At 62.4% G+C, this 22330-nt stretch carries 22 protein-coding genes; 6 read left to right on the top strand and 16 right to left on the bottom strand.

Annotated elements, in window-relative coordinates; translation table 11 throughout:
- Positions 1-78: 78 nt before the first annotated feature.
- The gene (locus B3H64_RS01615) at positions 79-564 is read right to left on the bottom strand and encodes a hypothetical protein (RefSeq protein ID WP_242853672.1); all 486 of its coding nucleotides are present in this window, start codon (positions 562-564) and stop codon (positions 79-81) included.
- A gap of 157 nt (positions 565-721) precedes the next feature.
- On the opposite strand from B3H64_RS01615, the gene proS reads away from it, so the two are divergent.
- Positions 722-2161, top strand: a complete 1440-nt coding sequence (gene proS, locus B3H64_RS01610) for a proline--tRNA ligase (RefSeq protein WP_050617290.1) — start codon at positions 722-724, stop codon at positions 2159-2161.
- 55 nt (positions 2162-2216) lie between these two features.
- On the opposite strand, the gene B3H64_RS01605 is transcribed toward proS, so the two are convergent.
- From B3H64_RS01605 to B3H64_RS01540, 14 genes are all read right to left on the bottom strand, one after another.
- Positions 2217-2939, bottom strand: a complete 723-nt coding sequence (locus tag B3H64_RS01605; RefSeq protein ID WP_050617291.1) for an amino acid ABC transporter ATP-binding protein — start codon at positions 2937-2939, stop codon at positions 2217-2219.
- The gene (locus tag B3H64_RS01600; RefSeq protein WP_050617292.1) at positions 2926-3657 is read right to left on the bottom strand and encodes an amino acid ABC transporter permease; all 732 of its coding nucleotides are present in this window, start codon (positions 3655-3657) and stop codon (positions 2926-2928) included. The genes B3H64_RS01605 and B3H64_RS01600 overlap by 14 nt, the downstream gene beginning before the upstream one ends.
- 94 nt (positions 3658-3751) lie before the next feature.
- Positions 3752-4594, bottom strand: a complete 843-nt coding sequence (locus B3H64_RS01595) for a transporter substrate-binding domain-containing protein (protein WP_349676156.1) — start codon at positions 4592-4594, stop codon at positions 3752-3754.
- Between the two features lie 207 nt (positions 4595-4801).
- Positions 4802-6544 (bottom strand): peptide ABC transporter substrate-binding protein, encoded by a 1743-nt coding sequence (locus tag B3H64_RS01590; RefSeq protein WP_286732395.1) that lies wholly within the window; start codon positions 6542-6544, stop codon positions 4802-4804.
- 232 nt (positions 6545-6776) lie between these two features.
- Positions 6777-7784, bottom strand: a complete 1008-nt coding sequence (locus tag B3H64_RS01585; RefSeq protein WP_050617294.1) for an ABC transporter ATP-binding protein — start codon at positions 7782-7784, stop codon at positions 6777-6779.
- Positions 7777-8877: an ABC transporter ATP-binding protein gene (locus tag B3H64_RS01580; protein ID WP_286732391.1), complete on the bottom strand. Its 1101-nt coding sequence runs from the start codon at positions 8875-8877 to the stop codon at positions 7777-7779. The genes B3H64_RS01585 and B3H64_RS01580 overlap by 8 nt, the downstream gene beginning before the upstream one ends.
- Positions 8878-8893: 16 nt before the next feature.
- A complete protein-coding gene (locus B3H64_RS01575) occupies positions 8894-10228 on the bottom strand; it encodes an ABC transporter permease (protein ID WP_286732388.1) in 1335 nt (444 codons plus the stop codon).
- A gap of 3 nt (positions 10229-10231) precedes the next feature.
- The gene (locus tag B3H64_RS01570; RefSeq protein ID WP_050617297.1) at positions 10232-11179 is read right to left on the bottom strand and encodes an ABC transporter permease; all 948 of its coding nucleotides are present in this window, start codon (positions 11177-11179) and stop codon (positions 10232-10234) included.
- A 377-nt stretch (positions 11180-11556) separates the two neighbouring features.
- Complete coding sequence (locus tag B3H64_RS01565) at positions 11557-12435, bottom strand: GNAT family N-acetyltransferase (RefSeq protein WP_286732385.1); 879 nt, start codon at positions 12433-12435, stop codon at positions 11557-11559.
- A 27-nt stretch (positions 12436-12462) separates the two neighbouring features.
- Positions 12463-13374 carry a DUF2156 domain-containing protein gene (locus B3H64_RS01560; RefSeq protein WP_238073697.1) on the bottom strand — a complete coding sequence of 304 codons (912 nt, stop codon included), beginning with the start codon at positions 13372-13374 and terminating at the stop codon, positions 12463-12465.
- 104 nt (positions 13375-13478) lie between these two features.
- Entirely contained in the window at positions 13479-13778 is a 300-nt protein-coding gene (locus tag B3H64_RS01555) for an MGMT family protein (RefSeq protein WP_050617300.1), read from the bottom strand.
- Between the two features lie 161 nt (positions 13779-13939).
- Positions 13940-14149, bottom strand: a complete 210-nt coding sequence (locus B3H64_RS01550; protein WP_050617301.1) for a PspC domain-containing protein — start codon at positions 14147-14149, stop codon at positions 13940-13942.
- Between the two features lie 88 nt (positions 14150-14237).
- On the bottom strand, positions 14238-15413 hold the full coding sequence (locus B3H64_RS01545) for a DEAD/DEAH box helicase (protein ID WP_050617302.1): 1176 nt from the start codon (positions 15411-15413) through the stop codon (positions 14238-14240).
- A gap of 152 nt (positions 15414-15565) precedes the next feature.
- Positions 15566-16447: a putative RNA methyltransferase gene (locus tag B3H64_RS01540; RefSeq protein ID WP_286732378.1), complete on the bottom strand. Its 882-nt coding sequence runs from the start codon at positions 16445-16447 to the stop codon at positions 15566-15568.
- Positions 16448-16589: 142 nt separating this feature from the next.
- Between B3H64_RS01540 and B3H64_RS01535 the strand changes: the two genes are divergently transcribed.
- From B3H64_RS01535 to metG, 3 genes are all read left to right on the top strand, one after another.
- Complete coding sequence (locus B3H64_RS01535; RefSeq protein WP_050617304.1) at positions 16590-18194, top strand: ABC-F family ATP-binding cassette domain-containing protein; 1605 nt, start codon at positions 16590-16592, stop codon at positions 18192-18194.
- 146 nt (positions 18195-18340) lie between these two features.
- Complete coding sequence (locus B3H64_RS01530) at positions 18341-19195, top strand: hypothetical protein (RefSeq protein WP_286732373.1); 855 nt, start codon at positions 18341-18343, stop codon at positions 19193-19195.
- Complete coding sequence (gene metG / locus B3H64_RS01525) at positions 19185-21143, top strand: methionine--tRNA ligase (protein ID WP_256319300.1); 1959 nt, start codon at positions 19185-19187, stop codon at positions 21141-21143. The genes B3H64_RS01530 and metG overlap by 11 nt, the downstream gene beginning before the upstream one ends.
- A gap of 45 nt (positions 21144-21188) precedes the next feature.
- Here the strand turns inward: metG and B3H64_RS01520 are convergent, their stop codons facing one another.
- A complete protein-coding gene (locus tag B3H64_RS01520) occupies positions 21189-21515 on the bottom strand; it encodes a helix-turn-helix domain-containing protein (protein ID WP_050617307.1) in 327 nt (108 codons plus the stop codon).
- A 176-nt stretch (positions 21516-21691) separates the two neighbouring features.
- Between B3H64_RS01520 and B3H64_RS01515 the strand changes: the two genes are divergently transcribed.
- Both B3H64_RS01515 and B3H64_RS01510 read left to right on the top strand, forming a co-directional pair.
- Positions 21692-21934 carry an AbrB/MazE/SpoVT family DNA-binding domain-containing protein gene (locus tag B3H64_RS01515; protein ID WP_050617308.1) on the top strand — a complete coding sequence of 81 codons (243 nt, stop codon included), beginning with the start codon at positions 21692-21694 and terminating at the stop codon, positions 21932-21934.
- A gap of 102 nt (positions 21935-22036) precedes the next feature.
- The coding region (locus B3H64_RS01510; protein WP_286732364.1) for a TatD family hydrolase at positions 22037-22330 on the top strand (294 nt) is incomplete at its 3' end.

The raw sequence follows: 22330 nt of genomic DNA, 5'->3' as shown, positions 1-22330 counted from the left end.
GTCCGGCCCGCCCCTCCTTTCCATGGTTCCCACAACACAGGCCCGCCAGGACATCCCGGCGGGCCTGTGCTTTTTCCCCTACCCCCGCCAGAGCTCCTCCGGCGGCACGTCCAGCAGCAGCAGAGTCCCCGTCACCGCCAGCCAGGGCAGGGGGTCCCGCCCTGTTGGGAAGGGAAGCACCAGCTCCTGCCGCTCCAGCACCCGGCCGGTCACCGTCACCAACTCCCGCTGAAGGGCCACGCAGATCTGATCCCCCTCCAGGCTGGACAGGGTAATGCTGTCTTTGGGGGAGGGGCCGTAGCTCACCGCCCGGTCGGCCTTCAAATGCCGGGCCAGGGGTCCGGCGGAGCCGGGCAACAGCACCGTGCGGCAGGCGATGGCGCCGGCCCCTGCCCAGCCCACCGCTCCCGGTGAAACGGTGAGCAGGGAGAGCGCCTCCCCCGCCAGAGCCGCCGGGTGGGCCCCGGTCAGCAGCCGAAGCCCCGCCCGGCCCGCCGCCGCCAGCGCGGCTTCCACGGCCCCGGCCACGCCCTCTTCCCGCTCCCAGACGCCAATTTGCACCACAAAGCCTCACTCCTTTGCTACAGTTTGCGGTATTCCCCCCCGGAATATGCAAAAAGCCCCGGTTTTCCGGGCGTGGGACCCCGCATCCCCTTGACTTTTTCCGCCTGAAATCATAAAATGAACGATGAATTTACTTCGTAAAGGATTGAGAGTGACTATGGCACAGGACAAGAAGCAGGTGGAGCAGATCACCGACATGGAGGTGGACTTCGCCAAGTGGTTCACCGACGTGTGCAAAAAGGCCGAGCTCATCGACTATTCCAGCATCAAGGGCATGTTCATCTACCGGCCCTATGGCTACGCCATCTGGGAAAACATCCAGCACATCCTGGACGCGGAGTTCAAGAAGACCGGCCATGAGAACGTGTACCTGCCTATGCTCATCCCCGAGTCCCTGCTTCAGAAGGAGAAGGACCACGTGGAGGGCTTTGCCCCTGAGTGCGCCTGGGTAACCTGCGGCGGGGCCGACAAGCTGGAGGAGCGCTACTGCATCCGCCCCACCTCCGAGACCCTGTTCTGCGAGCATTACGCCAACATCATCCACTCCTGGCGGGACCTGCCCAAGCTCTACAACCAGTGGTGCTCCGTCCTGCGCTGGGAAAAGACCTCCCGCCCCTTCCTCCGCCACCGGGAGTTCCTGTGGCAGGAGGGCCACACCATGCACGCCACCGCCGAGGAGGCCGTAGCCGAGACCGAGCAGATGCTGAACATCTACGCCGACTTTATGGAAAACGTACTGGCCATGCCCGTGGTCAAGGGCCGCAAGACCGACAAGGAGAAGTTTTCCGGCGCCGAGGCCACCTACACCGTGGAGTGCATGATGCACGACAAGAAGGCTCTCCAGGGCGGCACCAGTCACTACTTCGGCGACGGCTTTGCCCGCGCCTTCGGCATCACCTTCACCGGCAAGGACAACCAGCCCCATTTCCCCCACCAGACCTCCTGGGGCGTATCCACCCGCATGATCGGCGGCATCATCATGACCCACGGCGACAACAACGGCCTGGTGCTGCCCCCCCGGGTAGCTCCCATCCAGGTGGTCATCATCCCCGTGGCCCAGCACAAGCCCGGCGTCCTCGAGGCCAACGCCGCCGTGATGGACCGGCTGGTAAAGGCGGGCTTCCGGGTAAAGATGGATGCTTCCGAGCAGTCCCCCGGCTGGAAGTTCGCCGAGTACGAGATGAAGGGCGTGCCCCTGCGCCTGGAGCTGGGCCCCAAGGACCTGGAGAAGAACCAGTGCGTGCTGGTCCGCCGGGACTCCGGCGAGAAGGTGTTCGTCTCCCTGGACGGCATCGAGCAGACCGTGGCCGGCACACTGGACGCCATCCACGACGGGCTGTACGCCAAGGCCAGGAAGAATCTGGAGGAAAACACCTATCCCGCCTACTCTCTGGCGGAGGCCAAGGCCATTCAGGAGGAGAAGGGCGGCTTCATCAAGACCATGTGGTGCGGCGATCTGGAATGCGAGCTGAAGATGAAGGAGGAGGCCGGCATGTCCTCCCGCTGCATCCCCTTTGAGCAGGAGCACCTGAGCGACGTATGCCCCATCTGCGGCAAGCCCGCCAAGCATATGATCTACTGGGGCGTGGCGTATTAACCGCAAATTGTGGAAAAAAGGCCGCATGTCGTACGACATGCGGCCTTTTTGTTTCTTACAGCACCTTCGACAAAAACTCGATGGTACGCGGTTCCTTGGGGCTGGCAAAGAACTCCGCGGGGGTGTTCTGCTCCAGGATGTGCCCGCCATCCATAAACAGCACCCGGGAGCCCACCTCCCGGGCAAAGCCCATCTCATGGGTGACCACCACCATGGTCATGCCCTCCCGGGCCAGCTCCTTCATGACGTCCAGCACCTCGCCCACCATCTCGGGGTCCAGGGCGGAGGTGGGCTCGTCAAAGAGCATCAGCTTGGGCTTCATGGCCAGGGCCCGCACGATGGCAATCCGCTGCTTCTGGCCGCCGGAGAGCTGAGCAGGGTAGGCGTCCGCCTTTTCCTCCAGGCCTACCCGGCGCAGGAGCTTAACCGCCTCGCAATCGGCCTCTTCCTGCTTCATCAGGCCGGTCCGCACCGGGGCCAGGGTGATGTTCTTTCGGATGGTCATGTTGGGAAACAGGTTGAAGTGCTGGAACACCATCCCCATCTGACGCCGGACCGCGTTGATGTCCACCTTGGGGTCGGTGATGTCGGTGCCGTCAAAGGTGATGGTCCCGGCCGTAGGCTCTTCCAGCAGGTTGAGGCAGCGCAGGAAGGTGGATTTTCCCGAGCCGGAGGGTCCAATGACCACCACCTTTTCCCCGGGATAGATGTGCTCGGAAATATCGTCCAGGACCAGGTTGGCCCCAAAGGACTTGGAGAGGTGTTTAACGTCGATCACTTTGACGCAGCCTCCTTTCCAGCTTGCCCTGGAGCCAGGTCAGAAGCATCACGATGATCAGATACATCGCCGCAATGCCCACATAGGGAAACATGTACTCATAGGTCTTTGCGCCCACCGCCTCGGCAAAGTAGACCAGTTCGGTGCCGCCGATAGCCGAGACCAAGGAGGTATCCTTAAAGAGGGTGATCAGCTCGTTGCCCAGGGCAGGCAGAATGTTCTTGAACGCCTGGGGGATGACGATAAAGCGCATGGTGTCAACGTATCCCAGCCCCAAAGATCGGCTCGCCTCGCTCTGCCCCACGTCCACGGACATGAGGCCGCCCCGGACGATCTCCGCCACATAGGCCCCCGAGTTGATCCCCAGACCCAGAATCCCCACCATGGTGTGGTTCCGGCTGGTCTTAAAAATGACAAAGCCCCAAATGAGCAGTTGGACCATCATGGGGGTGCCCCGAATGACAGTGGTATACACTTTGCACAAAGCGTTCAAAATCCCCAGCGCCAGATTCTTGCTGCCCACGCGCTGCTGGTCGTGGGCGGTACGGATCACCGCCACCAGCACGCCCAGAATGACGCCGATAACCAGGGCGGTAATGGTAAGTTCCAGGGTGATTCCCATTCCCTTAAGATAGAGCTTCCAGCGGTCCCCTTCAAGGAAGGCCCGGCTGAACCCCCTGCTGAACCAGTCCAGGAACTCTATGAACCGAGTACCCATAGACGCTCTCCTTTCTCTTCCTCAGCAGTGGAAGAAACGTGAGAAAGGCGGCTCCCGGAACGCAGCCCGGGAGTCGCCGCCTCAACGTTCCCTTTTAGTCCGCAGTGATATACCGATCCACGATGGCCTGGAAGGTACCATCCGCCTTCAGCTCAGTCATGGCGGCGTTCACCGCCTCCAGTAGGGCGGTGTTGCCCTTCTTCATGCCGATGGCGTAGTCCTCCTCCACCCAGGGGGTCTCCAGGATGGTCAGGCCCTCGTTGGCGGCCACATAGGCCTTGGCGGGCTCGTTGTCGATGATGACGCAGTCCACCTGGCCGTTCTTCAGGGCCTCCACGGCCAGAGCGCCCGTCTCATAGGCGATGACGTGGTCCTCACCGTAGCCGCCGTTCTCCGGGGTATCGGAGGCGTAGAGGTAACCGGTGGTGGCCTTCTGGCAGCCGATCATCTTCTCGCCCAGATTGTCCATGGTCACGTCGGAGCCCTCCTTGACAATGACCACCTGAATGCCGGTGGCGTAGCTGTCGGAGAAGTCCATGACCTCCTGACGGTCCGGAGTAACGGAGACGCCGGCCATGACGATATCGCTCTGGCCGTTCTGAGCGGCCAGCAGGGCGGCGTCAAACCCCATGTCGTCCACCACCAGCTCCAGGCCCAGCTTCTCGGCAATGGCGCCTGCCACCTCAACATCAATGCCCTCGAAGGTACCGTTGTCCTTCACCATCTCATAGGGAGGGAAGGCGGCGTTGGTGGACATGTGAAGCTTGCCGGCCTCCACGGTGGTCAAGCCGCTCTCGGCGGGAGCGCTGGCGGAGGGTGCGGGGGCGCTGGCGCTGGGGGAGGGAGATGCGCTGCCGCCGCCGGAGCAGGCGGCCAGCAGAGACAGGCTCATAGCCAGGCCCAGAGCCAGGCAGAGCACCTTTTTCATCTGTTTCATTCCTATCCTCTTCCTTTCAGCCTTTGGCTTTTCCTATGCGGATGATTATACAGCATCTCTCGCAAATATTCAAGCCTTTTTTCATATTACTGCAATTTTATGCAAATGCAAAGGAATATGCATGAATGTCCGTATAAAATGGTCACCCTGCATAAAGGCAAAACGAGACCGCGCCGAACGGCGCGGTCTCGTTTTGTCGGTAAAGGCTCAGCCCTTGGTGCAGTAGCCGTAGATGAAGTAGCCCAGGGGGGTGTAGAAGGCGCCGCTGATGTCGTCGGCCATCATATACTTCTGGGTGTAGAAGTAGATGGGGCCCAGCGCCCAATCCTGACCGATGATGATGTCCTCGGCCTTGTGGAAGTAGCTCATGCGCTCGGCGGGATCAGACGTGGCCTTGGCCGCGTCGATCATGGCGTCGTACTCGGGGTTGGAGTACTGGGCGTCGTTGTTGCCGCCGCCGGTGTACCACATATCCAGGAAGGAGCAGGGATCGTTGTAGTCGGCGATCCAGCCGTTGCGGGCGATCTGGTACTCGCCCTTCTTACGGGTCTCCAGGAAGGCGTTCCACTCCTGGTTCTGGAGCTGCACGGTGACGCCCAGCTCCTCCTGCCACATCTGCTGCAGGGCCTCGCCCACGGCCTTGTGGGCGTCGGAGGTGTTATACAGGTAGGTCACGGTGGGGAAGCCCTCGCCGTTGGGATAGCCGGCCTCAGCCAGCAACTGGCGGGCCTTCTCACAGTTGGCCTGGTAGGTGGCGTCGTCCACAGGGGCGTCCCAGTAGTCGCCGCCCACGGTGCGGAAGTCATCGCCGTTGGGATCGGCGTCATAGATGCCGGCGGGCACAAAGCCGGTGGCAGGCACCTGGCCGGTCTGGGTTACCTGCTCCACAATATACTTGGAGTCGATGGCCAGAGTAAAGGCCTGGCGGACCAGGGCGTTGTCAAAGGGCGCGGCCTGGGTCTGATAGCAGACATAGTAGGTGCCGATATAATCCACGATGTTCAGCTCGCCGGAAGCCAGCAGTCCAGCGATCTCATCCACGGGCATATCCTCGATGAACTGCAGGTCGCCGGAACGGTAGGCGGCCAGCATGGAGTTCTGATCCTCCATGAGCTGGAAGGTCAGAGAGTTGGGGCCCAGGTTGGCGGCATCATAGTGGTACTCGTTGGGCACCATCTTGATGTAGGAATCATGAACCCACTCGGCCAGCTTCCAGGGGCCGTTGGAGATATAGTGGCTGGAGTTGTCGTCGGTGGTCCAGGTATCGCCATAGGCCTCAATGATGTCCTGACGGACAGGGAAGGCGGCGGGGAAGGCGCAGATCTCCAGGAAGTAGGGGCAGTCGTAGGTCAGGTTGACCACGAAGGTGCTCTCGTCGGGAGCGGAGACGCCCAGGGTGGTGGGGTCGGCCTCACCGGCGTTGACCGCGGCGTAGCCCTGCACCATGTCGATCATGTAGCAGTAATCGGCGGCGGTCAGGGGGTTGGCCAGGCGCTGCCAGGAGTACACGAAGTCGTTGGCGGTGACGGGTTGGCCGTCGGACCACTTGGCGTCGGAGCGAATCTTGAAGGTGTAGGTCACCGTGCCGTCGCCGTTGTCGGTCTTCTCATAGCTCTCGGCCTGGCCGGCCGCCAGCGCGGCGTAGTTCATGTTACCCTTGTCGTTGACGGGGTTGCCGCTGTCGACCCACTTCATCAGGCCCTCAAACATATGCTGGGTCATGATGGCGCCGTCCACGGCGGAGTTCAGAGCGGGGTCGATGGTCTGGGGCTCGGACGCGATGCACACCGCCATGTCGAAGCCCTCGGCCGGGGTGCTCTCGGCGGGAGCCGAGGCGGACGGAGAGGGCGAGGGGCTCTGAGCGCTGGTGCCGCCGCAGCCGGACAGCAGCATGCCCAGAGACATGACGCCTACCAGAGCCAGGGCAAGCAGTCTCTTACGGTTCTTCATTTCAATACCTCCTGATTGATTTTGTATCATCTATAAGCCTATGCAGGCGTGATACCGCGGGGAAAGGGCTTCTGTCCTGTCTGACAGGACAGAAAAATGGCGTATACGCCATTGACTCCTGGAAAAATCAGACTCCCGGGAGTATTGGCATTATAGCACACATGTGACGCACTTGTAAAGCAAATGTTTCAAAAGTGTTACATAGAGGTTGTCCGCAGGAGCTCCCGCCGCTTTACCCCAGCAGATGGCAGGCCGCCCAATGGCCCGGCGCGTGCTCTTTGAATTCGGGAACGGCCTGCTTGCACTTGTCCGTGGCATACGGGCACCGGGTATGGAACCGGCAGCCCGTAGGCGGGTTCATGGGAGACGGGATGTCGCCCTCCAGCACGATCCGCTGCCGCGACCGGGAGACCTCCGGGTCCGGCACCGGCACCGCAGACAGCAGCGTCTTGGTATACGGGTGCAGGGGGTGCCGGTTCAGCTCATAGCTCTCCGCCAGCTCCACCAGACAGCCCAGATACATCACGCCGATCCGGTTGGAGATGTGCCGCACCACGCTCAGGTCGTGGGCGATGAAGAGATACGTCAGGCCCAGGTCCTGCTGCATGTCCTCCAGCATGTTCACCACCTGGGACTGGATCGAAACGTCCAGCGCCGAGATGGGCTCGTCGCACACGATGAACTCCGGCTTCACCGCCAGCGCGCGGGCGATGCCCACCCGCTGCTGCTGGCCGCCGGAGAATTCGTGGGGGTAGCGGTTGGCGTGCTCCGTGTTCAGGCCCACCTGCCCCAGCAGCTCCTTGATCCGGTCGGTCCGCTCCTGCTTGCTGCCGTAGAGCTTGTGGATATCCAGGGCCTCGCCGATGATCTCTCCCACCGTCATGCGGGGGTCCAGGGAGGCCGACGGGTCCTGGAAGATGATCTGCATCTTCCGCCGGTAGGGCAGCATGTTCACCGCCACCTTCTGTCCCACCGGCTTGCCGGCGGCGTCCAGCGTCCGCTCAAAGATGGTCTCCCCATCGTAGATGATCTTGCCCGACGTGGGCTCATGCAGCCGCAGGATGGTGCGGCCCAGGGTCGTCTTGCCGCAGCCCGACTCGCCCACCAAGCCCAGCGTCTCACCGCGGTGAATAAACAGCGACACGCTCTCCACCGCCTGTACCCCGGGGCCCTTCGTCCCCTTCACCGGGAAATACTTCTTGAGGTCCTGGACCTCCAGAAGGATCTTGTTCTCACTCATGGTCCGTGCCCTCCTCTGCCTTGGTATCGGGGGCCGTCTTATCCAGCGCGCCGCCCTCGGCGCCCAGCTTTTCACCCTTCTTGCACTCCTGCACCCGCAGCCAGCAGGCCGACCGGTGGTCCTCCCCGATCTCCACATAGGGAGGCATCTGCTTCAGGCAGATCTTCATGCAGTGCTCGCACCGCGGCGCGAACGGACACCCCTCCGGCGGGTTCAGCATGTCCACCGGCGTGCCCTCGATGGGGATCAGCCGCTCGTAGCTCTCCGCGTCCACACGGGGCATGGACCGCAGCAGCCCTACCGTATACGGATGGCTGGGCCGGTAGAAAATGTCGTCCACCGGACCCTGCTCCACGATCTTGCCGGCGTACATCACGCTCACCTTGTCGCAGATCTCCGCCACCACACCCAGGTTATGGGTGATGAAGATGATCCCCATGTGGGTCTTCTTCTGCAGGTCCTTCATCAACTCCAGGATCTGTGCCTGGATGGTCACGTCCAGCGCCGTCGTCGGCTCGTCCGCGATCAGCAGCTTGGGGTGGCAGATCAGCCCCATGGCGATCATCACCCGCTGCCGCATGCCGCCGGAAAACTCGTGGGGGTACTGCTTCATCCGCTTGGCCACGTTGTTGATCCCCACCAGCTCCAGCATCTCCATGGCGCGCTTCGACGCGTCCTCCTTGGAGATGCTCTTGTCGTGGGCCCGCAGCGCCTCGATGAGCTGGTTGCCCACCGTATACACCGGGTTCAGGCAGGTCATGGGGTTCTGGAAGATCATGGCCACCTCCCGGCCCCGGAAGTCCGTCATCTCCTCCTTCGTCTTGGCCAGCACATCCTGGCCCTCGAAGGTGATGGACCCGCCGATCACCTTGCCCGGGGACTGCAGAAGGCCAATGATGGAGTACGCCTCCACACTCTTGCCCGAGCCTGACTCGCCCACAATGCCCATGACCTCGTCATAGTTCAGATCATAGCTGATCCCGCCGACCGCCTTCACTTCGCCCGCAGGCGTGAAGAAGGAGACCCGCAGGTCCTGGACCTCCAGCAGCTTGCCGGACTTCTGCTCCTGCGTTGTATTGATATTCGATTCCATGTCGTCTCCTCCTTCCTTATTTCTTCAGTCTCGGGTCCAGAGCGTCCCGCAGGCCGTCTCCGAACAGGTTGAAGGAGAGGATCATGACGCTGAGGATGATGGCCGGGAAAAACAGCCGGTATGGATAGGAATACATGCCCTGAAGCGCCTCCGATGCCATGGACCCCAGGCTGGTCATGGGCGCCGAAACGCCCACGCCCAGGAAGGACAGGAAGGACTCCAGGAAGATAGCGGAGGGAATTTGCAGGCAGGTGGTCACCACCAACTGCCCGATGCAGTTGGGCAGCAGGTGCCGCTTGATGATCCGGCCGCTGGAGGCGCCCAGGGCCCGGGCGGCGGTGACGTACTCCTGCTGCTTCACCTGGAGGACCTGGCCGCGGATGATGCGGCTCATGCCCACCCAGTACAGCATGCCGAAGGCCATAAACATGGAGATCAGGTTGGCCCCCATGGTGGCCACAAAGGCCGAGCCCGGCCCGCTGTAGGCCTTGATGGCCTCGCCCAGCATGGCCGACAGCAGCAGGATAACCAGCACCTCGGGGACCGAGTAGATGACCTCCACGATCCGCTGCATCACCGCGTCCACCTTGCCGCCGAAGTAGCCCGAGATGGACCCGTACGTCGCCCCGATGATGAGCACCAGCAGCGCCGCGCACACACCCACCAGCATGGACACCCGGGTGCCTACCATCACGCGCACCATGATGTCCCGCCCGAATTTATCCGTGCCGAACACGTGGGGGAACACCGACTCCCCCGCCGCCTTCCGCTCCAGCTCCTTGTTGGAGTAGCCGAACAGGTGGGTCTTGATTCCCAGCTCATGCCGCAGATAAGACTCCAGCTCGTCTCCGGACAGCACATTGCCCTCCTCGTCCGTGTAGGTGCTGGACGCCTTGGCGTTGGCGCGCACCACCGCCGCGTCCACCGCGGTAAAGGGCCTGCCCTCCGCCTCCGCCTTGGCCCGGGCCTCTTCCACGGCCTGCTCCGGGTCCTTGGTGTTCAGCGCCTCCGCCAGCTTGGCCTGGTCCTCCAGGCTCGTATGCCACGGGTGCAGGTTTTCCGCGCCCTTGTTGAACTGGTCATAGCCGTAGGGCACCACCATCGGGCCCACAAAGGCGAACAGCATGATGGCCACCAGCACGCACAGCGCCACCATGGCCACCGTGTTCTTCCGCAGCCGCCGCCACGCGTCCGCCCAGTACGACACGCTTTTGCGCTGCTGAATGAAGTCCTCCTTCTCCGCCGCGCTGGCCTTGGAGAAGTCAGAGTCGGTCAGGTCGTTCCAGTGCAGGATATCCTCCACGTCGGGCTGCAGAGAGCCAAAGCGAGGCTTGTTTTTATAGTCCGCCATTGGTCAGTCTACCCCCTTGGCCAGATTGATACGCGGGTCTACCACCTTATAAAGGATGTCCACCGCCAGATTCATCAGTACGATAAAGGTCGCCAGGAAAATGACCGTCCCCATAATCATCGGGTAGTCCAGCGCCGTGATCGACTGCACGAAGGACCGGCCCAGACCGGGGATGTTGAACACTTTCTCCACCACGAAGCCGCCGCACAGAGTAAAGGCGGTCAGGGGGCCCAGGTAAGTAATGACTGGGATCAGCGCGTTGCGCAGCGCGTGCTTGAAGATAATGGGTGCCGTCTTCAGGCCCTTGGCCCGCGCTGTCTTGATATACTCCTGGTTGATGGCGTCCAGCATGGACGACCGGGTCAGCCGCGCAATGTAGCACATGGGATACAGCCCCAGGCACAGGCACGGCAGGATATAGCCCCGGATGCCGTTGGCCTCCGAGAAGGTGTTCGGGAAGAAGTGCAGCGCCTCCACACCCCCGCAGAACACCACCATCAGCGTACTGGCCACCACAAAGGCCGGCAGCGACACGCCCAGCGTGCACACCACCCGCAGGATGCTGTCCGTCAGCTTCCCCCGCCGGTACGCCGCCAGGCACCCCAACGGCACCCCCACCAGCGTGGCCCAGGCCACCGCCACGATGCCCAGTTTGGCGGAGATGGGGAACTTCTCCATAATCATCTCCAGCACCGGCCGGTTCTTCGACATCTTGATCGACGTGCCGAAGTCTCCCTGCAGCAGGTTGCTCATGTACCGGATGTACTGCTCCGGCAGCGGCTTATCCAGCCCGTATTTCTCGTTCAGCGCGTCGATGACGCTCTGCGGCGGCGTTTTCTCCGCCAGCCACGGATTACCCGGCGCCGCGTTCATCAGGAAAAAGGTCAGCGTCGCCACCAGAAATACCGTCAGCAGCGCCATCAATACCCGTTTCACCAGATATTTTGCCATTTTTTCACTTCCTACAATTCGTTCTTTCTGTTTGGACGCTCCGCGCCCATGCCTCCACAAGCGGACAGCCGCGCACCGGACGTCTGGGCAGGGGTCCGCGGGCGGCTGTCAAGGTGTTGCCGATTTTCATATTTTATACTATTCTTACTTCTCCGTCAAGGTGTTGTGCTTTTCAAATTGATGCTAAATCCTTCATGTCCTGCAATGGTTTTCTGTTTGAAAACACAAAACCAGTTTTCTGTCCTCGTGTCAGAGGCACTTTTGAGGGCAGCGCATTTTTTGACGCTTTACATTGCAAAAGCGGCGGACCTACGCCCTTGCGTCGGTCCGCCGCTGCCCCTCCGTCCGTGTGCCCGTTTCCGGCCGCCGGGGGCCTCTCAGTCGAATCCCAGGCCCATATAGCCCTTCCGCTCGTTGCGCCAAGCGGCCTCCAGCTCCGAGTTGTACCACTTGACCATGCCAAACGCCTGCAAATAGCTGCCGGGCAGCCCATCCCAGAAGGGAGGCGTGCGCAGATGATAGCGGACGGCGGGCAGCTCCCGGGCCAACAGGGCGGCCGCCCCGGCCATGGCGGGAGCTGGGATAATCAGCTCCTTGACCAGCACCGAGTCCTCGTTGAGGTATTCGGCGGCGGCGCAGCCCTGCGTGCCGTTCACGTTCAGCAGATAAAGTCCGCTGTTGGCCATCCGGGACAACCCCTCCTGGTAGCCGATGGCGCCGTCGGCATAGGAGACCCGGAAGGTCCCCTCCAGCAGCCGCTCCCGCACCCGGTTATACGTCTCCGGATCGGCGGGGGCGAGGGTGTCCCCCGCGCAGTTCCGCCGGGCCATGTACTGTAGCAGCTCCACCTTCCGGGTGGCAAAGCACTCGGAGAAGCCGGCGGCGGCGAAGAAGCGGTGGAGGCTGGCCTCGGCGGGAACGATGGTGACGCAGTCCAGCTTTTTCTCCTGGAGGTAAAAATCTACATAGTTGAGGATAAACCGGCCGAAGCCCTTCTTCCGGGCCCCGGGGTGGGTGGCCAGAGCATAGATGTACGCCGAGCTGGCCTGGGCTCCGTCCGGCAGAGACAGGGTGACGGGGAAGAGGGCCACCATGGTCTCCAGGGCCCCGTCCTCCAGCAGCACCAGGGTCTCCACACCGGCTGGCCGGTGGGTATAGAAATAGTCGATATAGGCGTCGTCGTCCCCAAAGGACAGCTTCCACAGCTCCTTTTGCCGGGTCTCCTCCCCGGGGCGGGCGGGTCTGATCTCGATCATGGGGTCACCTTCTTTCTCTGCCGCGCTCTACCGCTGGGTCGCGGCGTATTTTTCCACCATCCGGTCGGGGTAGTAGGATTCCTTGGCCTTGCGCAGGCCCTCCACCCCCATGTCGTCCTCCCGGTTGAGGTACCGGACGTTGGGGTGCTTGGCCCGGACCCACCGGGCAAATTCCCGGTTGATCATGGCGTAGGCCCCCTGGAGCTCGCCGTAGGCCTTCTCAAAGTGGACGTCGTAGGTGTCGGAGTTGAGGCGGTCCCCCATGGTAAAGGCCACTACCTCCCCGTACACCCGGATGAGCCCCCCCTCCAGGCCCAGAGCGTGGTAATGGTCCATGGCGGTGCGCAGGGCGATGCCCTCGTCGCCCAGGTCCCGCTCTTCGGCGGCGCCCTCCCGGACCATGCTGCGCCGATACCACTCCTGATCCATTTCCAGGCACTCGGGCAGGGTTTGGGGGGTGATTTCCTCATAGACCCAGGAGGGGTTATTGTCCATAAAGCGGTTGATGTGGTTGCGCTTGGCGTGGAGCTTTTTGCCGGTCAGATCGGCCAGGCGGTCGATGTCGTAGAGGTAATCGAAGCCGTCCCGGTCGGCCTCATAGGCAAAGCGGCCGGGCATGAGCCGGTCCAGCTCCTCCATCTGCCGGGTGGTGAGGCAGACCAGCCGCAGGGGCTGCCGCCGCTCGTCGGCCTCCCGGGCCAGGATGTCGATGGCGGCGGCCAAGTCGCCGCTGCCCGCCGGATACATGTAGCTGCACCCCATCCGTCCGCACAGATGAGTGACCAGAAACCCGTTCACCTGGGCGATCTCCTGGCCATAGGCCCGGCTCCAGACAAACAGGTTGGTAAAATTATAGTCGCAGCCCCGGTAGTCCGCCTGGGCCAGCAGGGCGTCCACCCAGGCTTTGTCCGAGGGCTGCGGCGTTCGGAAGTCAATCATATCGGTTTCATTCTCCTTGGCAATGCTTTCTAGTACGAAATTCTATCACGAAGTCCTCCCCAACGCAAGGAAAACCCGCCGATTTTGCCCGGCATTTCACCCGGTCACCGACCGTCCCAGCGGCAGCGGGCCAAATCCACCCGCCCGTCGGGGGTGAAGGGGACTCCCTCCGCCTCCAGCATGGCCCGCTGGACCCCAGGGCCAAAGGCGTGCTCCCGGATGACGCCGTCCCGGGCCATCACCCGGTGGCAGGGAATGGCGGAGTCGGTACAGGCCGCCATGGCGTAGCCCACCGCCCGAGAGGCCCGGGGGCTGCCCGTCATCAGGGCGAGCTGGCCGTAGGTGGCCGCCCGGCCGGGCGGAATCTGCCGCACCAGGGCATATACCTTGTCATAATAGCTCACCGTCCGGCCTCCTCCCGTCCCTTTTGAGGACAGCGCCCTTCTTCCGCATCATGCTCCAGTCCGATAGAAAATTAGTATAACACGTTTGGCCCGTGAAAAACCAGGCCGGGCGCAAAAAGCTCCGGGCGCTGGCATGCAGCGCCCGGAGCCGGCCCCGGCGTTCAATAGCCGGGGTAGACGTCGCTCTTTCTGGGCAGGATGATGGCGGCGATGAGGTAGACCCAGAAGCCCAGCGAGAAGCTGACGACGGTGAGCACCACCCACAACAGCCGCACCAGGCTGGGGTCCATGTTAAAATATTCGGCCACGCCGCCGCAGACGCCGGCCAGCATCCCATGGTCCAGGCGATAGAGCTTTTTCGGTTCGTTCATAGCAACCCCTCCTTCATTTATATTCAGTATACGGCCCAAGGATGAAAAAAACCAGAGAGAAAAGATTAAAAATCCTTAAAATCCAGCCCTATTTCCCCTCGACCTCCAGCAGAACGCCCTTTTCATACTTCAGGCGAGCCACCTCGTTTTTGGTGGTCTTCTGGATGTCGTCCATGCGCATCTCTTCGGTGATGGTGGACACCAGGGTGTAGGCCACGCCGTGACGCTTGGCCCGGCCGGTGCGGCCGATGCGGTGGACGTAATACTCGTTCTCGTCCGGCACGTCGTAGTTGAACACCACGTCCACGTCGTCAATGTCCAGGCCCCGGGCGGCCACGTCGGTGGCCACCAGCACCCGAAGCTCTCCCCTGCGGAACTTGTTCAGGGTCTGCTCCCGGACCCGCTGCTGGATGTCACCGTGGATGGCCTCGGCGGAGATGCCCTTCATCTTCATCAGGCCGGCCAGCCGGTCGGTCATATTCTTGGTGTTGCAGAAGGCGATGGCCCGCTCGTAGCTGCCCGCCTCCAGCAGCTTGACGGTGATGTCCACCTTCTCCCCCCGGTCCACGGCGATGCGGTACTGCTGGATGTCCGGCTTGTTCTGCTCGTCGGCCCGGACCACGATCTCCACCGGGTCCCTCTGGTATACCCAGGAGATATCCATCACCTCCCGGGAGATGGTGGCGGAAAACATGCCCAGGTTCTTCCGGGACTTGATCTGGTCCAGGATGCGGGTCACGTCGTGGATGAAGCCCATATCCAGCATCCGGTCGGCCTCGTCCAGCACCACGGTCTGGACCTGATCCAGCCGGACGGTGCGGCGCTTCATGTGGTCCATCAGGCGGCCGGGGGTGGCCACCACGATCTGAGGCTTTTTCTTGAGCTGGGTGATCTGCTTTTCGATGGGCTGTCCGCCATAGAGCACCACGGCCCGGACCCCCTCCTTGAATTCACACAGGTCCCGCAGCTCCTCCATAATCTGGATGGCCAGCTCCCGGGTGGGGGCCAGCACCAGGCCCTGGACGGCGTCCGACGCCGGGTCCACGTGCTCTACCATGGGGATGCCGAAGGCAAAGGTCTTGCCAGTGCCGGTAGGGGCCTTGGCGATCACGTCCCTCCACTCCATAAAATAGGGGATGGCCCCGCCCTGGACGGGGGTGGCCTGGACGTAGCCCTTCTTTTCAATGGCCCTCATCAGTTCGGGGGATAGCTCCAGTTGGTCGTAGCGCACGACCTCGTTGACCTGCTCACCGTTGATTTCCATGGGTGCAAAAGTCCTTTCCATTTCGATTTGCCTGATTCAAGGTCTCCCACAGGCATCGAAACTCCCTTTCGTACCCAAACGCCCGCGCTCCGGGGCGCGACCTCAAATCCAACCGCCGGGCCCGGCCCGGCGCAGTTCGCGCGACCACTATATCACAGTCCGGCCCGTTGCGCAAGCCCGGCTCCGGACCGACGGCCGGCCCCTTTCCTCCGCCGGAACACGTGGACCCGGAAGTCTGCCGTCACCCGCAGGCCGTCCAGGGCGGCCAGGCGTTCCGCTCCCGCCCTGGGGGTCTTCCAGTAGTAGGGGGTCATGCGAAACAGGTCCGCCAGAGTCTCCCGGTCGGGCAGGTCCAGCGCCGCCGTCACGGGCACGATGTCGAGATATTCCAAGCCCTCATAGGGCGTCTCGGCCTCCCGGTTCCGATAGGGTGCGTCGTACAGCACCTGCTTGAGCTCCCATAGGTGCCGGGCGGCGGGCACCACATAGAGGTAGGTCCCGCCGGGCCGCAGCACCCGCCGAAACTCCTCCAGAGCCAGGGGGGAGAAGCAGTTGAGCAGCAGGTCCGCCGAGGCGTCCGCCACCGGCAGATGGTACACCGACGCCACGGCAAACTCGGCGTTCTTCTCCCGCCGGGCCGCCCAGCGCAGGGAGGGCTTCGACAGGTCCACCCCCGCCATCCGGACCGGACGGCCGGTCTCCATCAGGGCCCGGTACACCCCGGCGGTGTAATACCCCTCGCCGCAGCCGGAGTCCAGCACCGCCGGAGCCGCCGTCTCCCCCAGGCACTCCAGCGCCAGCTCACACAGGGTCCGCCGCAGGGGAGCGTACCACCCCCCGGACAAAAAACGGTTCCGGGCGGCGGCCATATCCCTGTCGTCCCCGGGGTCCCGGGCGTGCTTCCGGTTGGCGGGGAGGAGATGCACGTATCCCTCCCGGGCGATATCGTAGCTGTGCCCGTTGGGGCAGGTGTAGGCCCGCTCCCCCCGGTCCAGGGGAGCGGCGCAGACGGGGCAGCGGAACAGGCTCTCCATATGCCCCCCTCCTTTTCTCAAAAAGCTGCTTTCAGATATACCACAATCCCCGGAACTTGTCCAATTTTTCTCTAGGATTTCCTCCGCTGTTATGATATAATACCTCTTCGAATGATGATTTCTATATAAAAAGGAGTACGACATGATCACTGTTTCCGATCTGGGCCTCCAGTACAGCGGCCAGCCCCTCTTTTCCCACGTGGACCTGCAGTTCGTCAAGGGGAACTGCTACGGCATCATCGGCGCCAACGGCGCGGGGAAATCCACCTTTCTGAAGATCCTTTCCGGCGAGCTGGAGCCCACCTCCGGCGAGGTGTCCATTCTGCCCAAGACCCGCATGTCGGTGCTCAAGCAGGACCAGAACGCCTACAACGCCTATACCGTCATGGACACGGTCATCATGGGCAACCAGCGCCTGTACGACATCGGCAAGGAGAAGGAGGCCCTCTACGCCAAGGAGGACATGACGGAGGAAGACGGTATCCGCGCCTGCGAGCTGGAGGAGGAATACGCCGAGCTGGGCGGCTGGGAGAGCGAATCCGACGCCAGCCGTATCCTCCAGGGCCTGGGCATCCCGGTGTCCATGCACTATGACGTGATGGAGAACGTGGACGGCCGGCTGAAGGTGAAGGTGCTGCTGGCCCAGGCGCTGTTCGGCAATCCGGATATCCTGCTGCTGGACGAGCCCACCAACAACCTGGACATCAACGCCATCAACTGGCTGGAGGACTTTTTGCTGGACTTCGAGGGCACCGTCATCGTGGTCAGCCACGACCGGCACTTCCTCAACACCATCTGCACCCACATCGTGGACATCGACTACAACAAGATCAAAATGTACGTGGGCAACTACGACTTCTGGTATGACGCCTCCCAGCTCATGCAGAACCTGATGAAGAACCAGAGCAAGAAGAATGAGGAGAAGGCCCAGGAGCTCAAGGAGTTCATCTCCCGGTTCTCCGCCAACAAGTCCAAGAGCAAGCAGGCCACCGCCCGCCGGAAGCTGCTGGAGAAGATCACCCTGGAGGAGATCCCCGCCTCCTCCCGCCGCTACCCCTGGGTGGCCTTCTCCCCCGACCGGGAGGTGGGCAAGGACATTCTGTTCGTCACCGACGTGAGCAAGACGGTGGACGGCGTGAAGCTGCTGGACCACGTCTCCTTCACGGTAAATCACGGCGACAAGATCGCCTTCGTGGGCGAGAACGAGAACGCCCACACCGCCCTGTTCAAGATCCTCACCGGCGAGTGGGAGCCCGACGAGGGCACCGTGAAGTGGGGCCAGACGGCCACCTTCTCCTACTTCCCCAAGGATAACACCGAGTTCTTCCAGGACTGCGGGGACAATCTGGTGGAGTGGCTGCGCCAGTTCTCCGAGGACAAGCACGAAGCCTATCTGCGGGGCTTCCTGGGCCGGATGCTCTTCTCCGGCGACGAGGTGTACAAGCCCGTCAAGGTCCTGTCCGGCGGCGAGAAGGTGCGGTGCATGCTCTCCCGGATGATGCTCTCCGGGGCCAACGTGCTGCTGCTGGACCAGCCCACCAACCACCTGGACCTGGAGTCCATCGCCGCCGTCAACAACGGGCTGGAGGCGGTGAAGTGCAACGTGCTCTTCTCCTCCCACGACCACCAGATGGTCCAGACCGTGGCCAACCGCATCTTTGACTTCACCGCCGACGGCCGGCTCATCGACCGTCTGATGACCTACGACGAGTATCTGGAGCGGGTGGCACAGGAGGCGCAGGGCTGAGGGCCTCCCGCGTCGGGCGCAGGGCTCATGGCCCCGGCGGACACTCCGACGCGGCCCCGGACCGCCTTGTCGGCCGGACCTCTTTTCCTTCCTCCCAAAACGTGGTATACTGATCTGAACTCTTTTTTCAGAGAGGACTTGAACACATGCGGAAAGATATCCTGCTTCCCGGCGTGGCCGTGGTGGGCGGAGCGGCGGGCTTCCTCCTGCGCCGTTGGGAGCTCTCCACCGCCTTCGAGCCGGACACCGGCCTGCCCGTGGCCGGAGCCCCCGCCACCTGGGCCCTCATCGCCCTGACCGTGGTGGTGGCCGCCGTGCTGGCCGTGCTGTGCCGGGACACCCATCGGGTCTTCCCCGGCGGCTATGACGAGGCCTTCGGCGCCCCCAACAACGCCCTGTATCTGACGGTCCTGGTGGCCGCCGCCTTTTTGATGGCCGCCTCCGGCCTGCTCACCTTCCTGCTCTACCTGCGGCACGACGTGACGGCCTTCTCCCGGGTACTGCTGGCCCTGATGAGCCTGGTATCCGCCGCGTGCCTGTTCGTGGTGGGCAAAAACAACTACCGCATGGAGGGCCGCGGCAAGTACAGCGCCGCCCTGCTTCTGCCGTCCTACACCTGCTGTCTGTGGCTCATCTCGGCCTATCAGGCCCGCTCCGCCGACCCGGTGATCCTGGACTACGTCTACCAGCTCTTTGCCGTCATCGCCGCGGTGCTGGGCACCTACTTTACGGCGGGCTTTGCCTTTGAGCGCGCCAAGGTCTTTCGGGCCTCCTTCTTCTCGCTGCTGGGCGTTTATTTCTGCCTGGTGACCCTGGCCGACCGCCACGATGTGTCCATGCTGCTGCTGTTTGTGGCCTTCGCCCTCTACCTGCTGGCCACCACCGTCCTTCTGCAGTACAACGCCGCCCGGCCGGAGGGCCCGCGAATGCCCCGCCGGCTGCAACCGGAAGATACCAGAAAGACTGAAATCAATAGGGAGGGAACCCCGGATGAAGGATAAAAACACCTTTTATATCACCACGCCCATCTATTACCCGTCCGACAAGCTCCACATCGGCCACACCTACTGCACCGTGGCCACCGACGCCATGGCCCGCTACAAACGCCTGCAGGGATACGAGGTCATGTTCCTCACCGGCACCGACGAGCATGGCCAGAAGATCGAGGACAAGGCCCGGGAGGCCGGTCTGGCCCCCAAGGCCTTCGTGGACAACATCGTGGAGGGCCCCCGGGGGGTGCTGGACCTGTGGAAGCTGATGAACATCAGCAACGACCGCTTTATCCGCACCACCGACGACTATCACATGGAGTCGGTGCAGAAGATTTTTAAGCAGCTCTATGAGCAGGGGGACATCTACAAGGGCAAATACGTGGGCAAATACTGCAAGCCCTGCGAGTCCTTCTGGACCGAGACCCAGCTCGTGGACGGCAAGTGCCCCGACTGCGGCCGGGAGGTGGTGGACGCCGAGGAGGAGGCTTACTTCTTCAAGCTGTCCAAGTACGCCGACCGCATCCAGCACCTGCTGGAGGATACCGACTTCCTCGAGCCCCGCAGCCGGGTCAACGAGATGGTCAACAACTTCATCAAGCCCGGCCTGGAGGACCTTTGCGTCTCCCGGACCAGCTTTTCCTGGGGCGTGCCCGTGGATTTCGACCCGGGCCACGTGGTGTACGTCTGGATCGACGCCCTGTCGAACTACATCAACGCCCTGGGCTACGACAACGAGAAGTACCACGACTTTGACCAGTTCTGGCCCGCCGACGTGCACTTCGTGGGCAAGGAGATCGTCCGCTTCCATTCCATCATCTGGCCCGCCATCCTGATGGCTCTGGACCTGCCCCTGCCCAAGAAGGTATACGGCCACGGCTGGCTGCTGCTGGACGGCGGCAAAATGAGCAAGTCCAAGGGCAACGTGGTGGACCCCTACCTGCTGGCCGAGCGCTACGGCGTGGACGCCCTGCGGTACTTCCTGCTGCGGGAGTTCCCCTTTGGCTCCGACGGCAACTTCTCCAACGAGGCCCTTATCACCCGCATCAATACCGACCTGGCCAACGACCTGGGCAACCTGGTCTCCCGCACGGTGTCCATGGTGGGCAAGTACTTCCCGGGCGGCAAGCTGCCCGCCGCCCAGACCGCCGATCCTCTGGACGACGAGCTGGCGGCCCTGGGGGCCGGCCTGCGGGAGAAATACGAGGCCCAGATGGAAAAATACGCCTTCCAGAATGCCCTGATAGAGGTCTTTACCGTCATCGGCCGAGCCAACAAGTATATCGACGAGAACAAGCCCTGGATGCTGGCCAAGGACCTGGAGGTCAACGGCCCCCGTCTGGCCCGGGTGATGTATAACCTGCTGGAGTCCATCCGCATCTCTGCCGTGCTGCTCACCCCCTTTATGCCCCAGACCTGTGAGAAGATCTTTGCCCAGATCGGGGCAGACGCCTCTCTTCAGACCTGGGAGAGCGCCGGCACCTGGGGCCGGCTGCCTGCCGACGCCCAGGTCAGCCGGGGGGACAACCTCTTCCCCCGCATCGACGTGAAGAAGGAGCTGGAGGAGCTGGAGAAAGCGTCTGAGGCGGCCAAGCAGGCAGCCCAGGACGCCAAGGAGCCAGAGTATATCACCATCGACGACTTTGCCAAGGTGAAGTTCCTGACCTGCAAGGTGCTGGAGTGCGACGCGGTGAAGAAGTCCAAGAAGCTGCTCCGCTTCACCCTGGACTGCGGCGAGGGCCAGACCCGGCAAATCCTCTCCGGCATCCACGAGTATTACGAGCCCGAGGACCTGGTGGGCAAGACCCTGGTGGCCTGCGTCAATCTGGCCCCCCGAAAGATGATGGGCCTGGAGTCCAACGGGATGCTCATTTCCGCCGTGAAGGAGATCGACGGCAAGGAGCAGCTCCACCTGCTGATGCTGGACGACAAGGTGCCCGCCGGCTTTGAGCTGTGCTGACCGGACAACGAAAGAGCCCGCCCCCGACCGGGGCGGGCTCTTTTGTTATTTGGGATCGGGACCCATGGCCTGGAGCAACTGGTCCACCGCCGCCCGCTGTTCGTCGTTCAGGCGGCGGTAGCCGCTGACCAGCCGGCGCTCTCGCTCGGTCAGGTCCATGGAAACAACGGCCAGGGCTTCGCCGTTGAGCAGTGTCCAGAGGGAGACGTCCAGCGCCTTGGCAATCCTCCGGGCGGCGTCAATCGAAGGGGTGCTCCTGCCGTTGACATAATCACTGATTGCACTTTGGGAGACCTCTGCTAGCTCCGCCACCTTGGACTGACTTTTGCCGCGCCAGTCCAGCAGCTCTTGCAACTTTTCCCCAAATGTCATCTGGATCGCCCCCTTTGTATGATTGCATTATATCCAGGTGGGGGGGCTTTTGATGTTTTGACCTAATTTCCAATAATTTTTACCAAAAAAAGATTGACATAATTTGTAACTCATTGTAGAATGGTTACAGTTTCCAAAAATACTTGGATTTTAAAAATGGAAGGAGACCTCCCGCTATGAAAGCAACCGGAATCGTAAGGACCGTAGACGAATTGGGCCGCATCGTCCTGCCCATCGAGCTCCGCAGGACCATGGGCATCCAGGATAAAGACCCGCTGGAGATCTCCGTGGACGAGGGGTGCATCCTCCTGACCAAATACCAGCCCTCCTGCGTCTTCTGCGGCGAGACCGCCGACGTGATTCTCTTCCGAGGCAAAAACGTCTGCCCCGCCTGCCGCCGGGCCCTGGCCCTTCTCTGACCCTCCGAACAACGGCGGGCCCTGACCTTCGTCAGGGCCCGCCTTGCTTTCTGCCAAAAAACATTGTATCATGGAACAAACCGACAACAGGAGCTGTAGACCATGTATTTCGACACCCATGCCCACTATTACGACGGCGCCTTTGAGCCCGACCGGGACGCACTGCTGGCCGCTCTGCCCGCCCGGGGACTGGCGCTGGCGGTCTGCCCCGGCTGTGATCTGGCGTCCTCCGCCGCCTCGGTGGCCCTGGCCGAGCGGTACGACTTCCTCTACGCCGCTGTGGGCTTCCACCCGGAGAACCTGGAGGGAGCCGCCCTGGCCGACCTGGACCAAGTCCGCGCCCTGGCCGCCCACCCCAGGGTCAGGGCCATTGGGGAGATCGGCCTGGACTACTAC

This window comes from Intestinimonas sp. UBA1698 (assembly GCF_002320075.1).
GTDB classification, from domain to species: domain Bacteria; phylum Bacillota; class Clostridia; order Oscillospirales; family Oscillospiraceae; genus Intestinimonas; species Intestinimonas massiliensis.
The sequence above is the reverse complement of the archived record's forward strand: the minus strand, read 5'-3'. Positions and strand labels throughout refer to the sequence as shown.

Coding starts and splice junctions, on each gene's coding strand:
- proS (WP_050617290.1), top strand. CDS start 722: ATGGCACAGGACAAGAAGCAGGTGGAGCAGATCACCGACATGGAGGTG.
- B3H64_RS01600 (WP_050617292.1), bottom strand. CDS start 3,657: ATGGGTACTCGGTTCATAGAGTTCCTGGACTGGTTCAGCAGGGGGTTC.
- B3H64_RS01595 (WP_349676156.1), bottom strand. CDS start 4,594: ATGAAACAGATGAAAAAGGTGCTCTGCCTGGCTCTGGGCCTGGCTATG.
- B3H64_RS01590 (WP_286732395.1), bottom strand. CDS start 6,544: ATGAAGAACCGTAAGAGACTGCTTGCCCTGGCTCTGGTAGGCGTCATG.
- B3H64_RS01585 (WP_050617294.1), bottom strand. CDS start 7,784: ATGAGTGAGAACAAGATCCTTCTGGAGGTCCAGGACCTCAAGAAGTAT.
- B3H64_RS01580 (WP_286732391.1), bottom strand. CDS start 8,877: ATGGAATCGAATATCAATACAACGCAGGAGCAGAAGTCCGGCAAGCTG.
- B3H64_RS01575 (WP_286732388.1), bottom strand. CDS start 10,228: ATGGCGGACTATAAAAACAAGCCTCGCTTTGGCTCTCTGCAGCCCGAC.
- B3H64_RS01570 (WP_050617297.1), bottom strand. CDS start 11,179: ATGGCAAAATATCTGGTGAAACGGGTATTGATGGCGCTGCTGACGGTA.
- B3H64_RS01565 (WP_286732385.1), bottom strand. CDS start 12,435: ATGATCGAGATCAGACCCGCCCGCCCCGGGGAGGAGACCCGGCAAAAG.
- B3H64_RS01560 (WP_238073697.1), bottom strand. CDS start 13,374: ATGATTGACTTCCGAACGCCGCAGCCCTCGGACAAAGCCTGGGTGGAC.
- B3H64_RS01550 (WP_050617301.1), bottom strand. CDS start 14,149: ATGAACGAACCGAAAAAGCTCTATCGCCTGGACCATGGGATGCTGGCC.
- B3H64_RS01545 (WP_050617302.1), bottom strand. CDS start 15,413: ATGGAAATCAACGGTGAGCAGGTCAACGAGGTCGTGCGCTACGACCAA.
- B3H64_RS01540 (WP_286732378.1), bottom strand. CDS start 16,447: ATGGAGAGCCTGTTCCGCTGCCCCGTCTGCGCCGCTCCCCTGGACCGG.
- B3H64_RS01535 (WP_050617304.1), top strand. CDS start 16,590: ATGATCACTGTTTCCGATCTGGGCCTCCAGTACAGCGGCCAGCCCCTC.
- B3H64_RS01530 (WP_286732373.1), top strand. CDS start 18,341: ATGCGGAAAGATATCCTGCTTCCCGGCGTGGCCGTGGTGGGCGGAGCG.
- metG (WP_256319300.1), top strand. CDS start 19,185: ATGAAGGATAAAAACACCTTTTATATCACCACGCCCATCTATTACCCG.
- B3H64_RS01520 (WP_050617307.1), bottom strand. CDS start 21,515: ATGACATTTGGGGAAAAGTTGCAAGAGCTGCTGGACTGGCGCGGCAAA.
- B3H64_RS01515 (WP_050617308.1), top strand. CDS start 21,692: ATGAAAGCAACCGGAATCGTAAGGACCGTAGACGAATTGGGCCGCATC.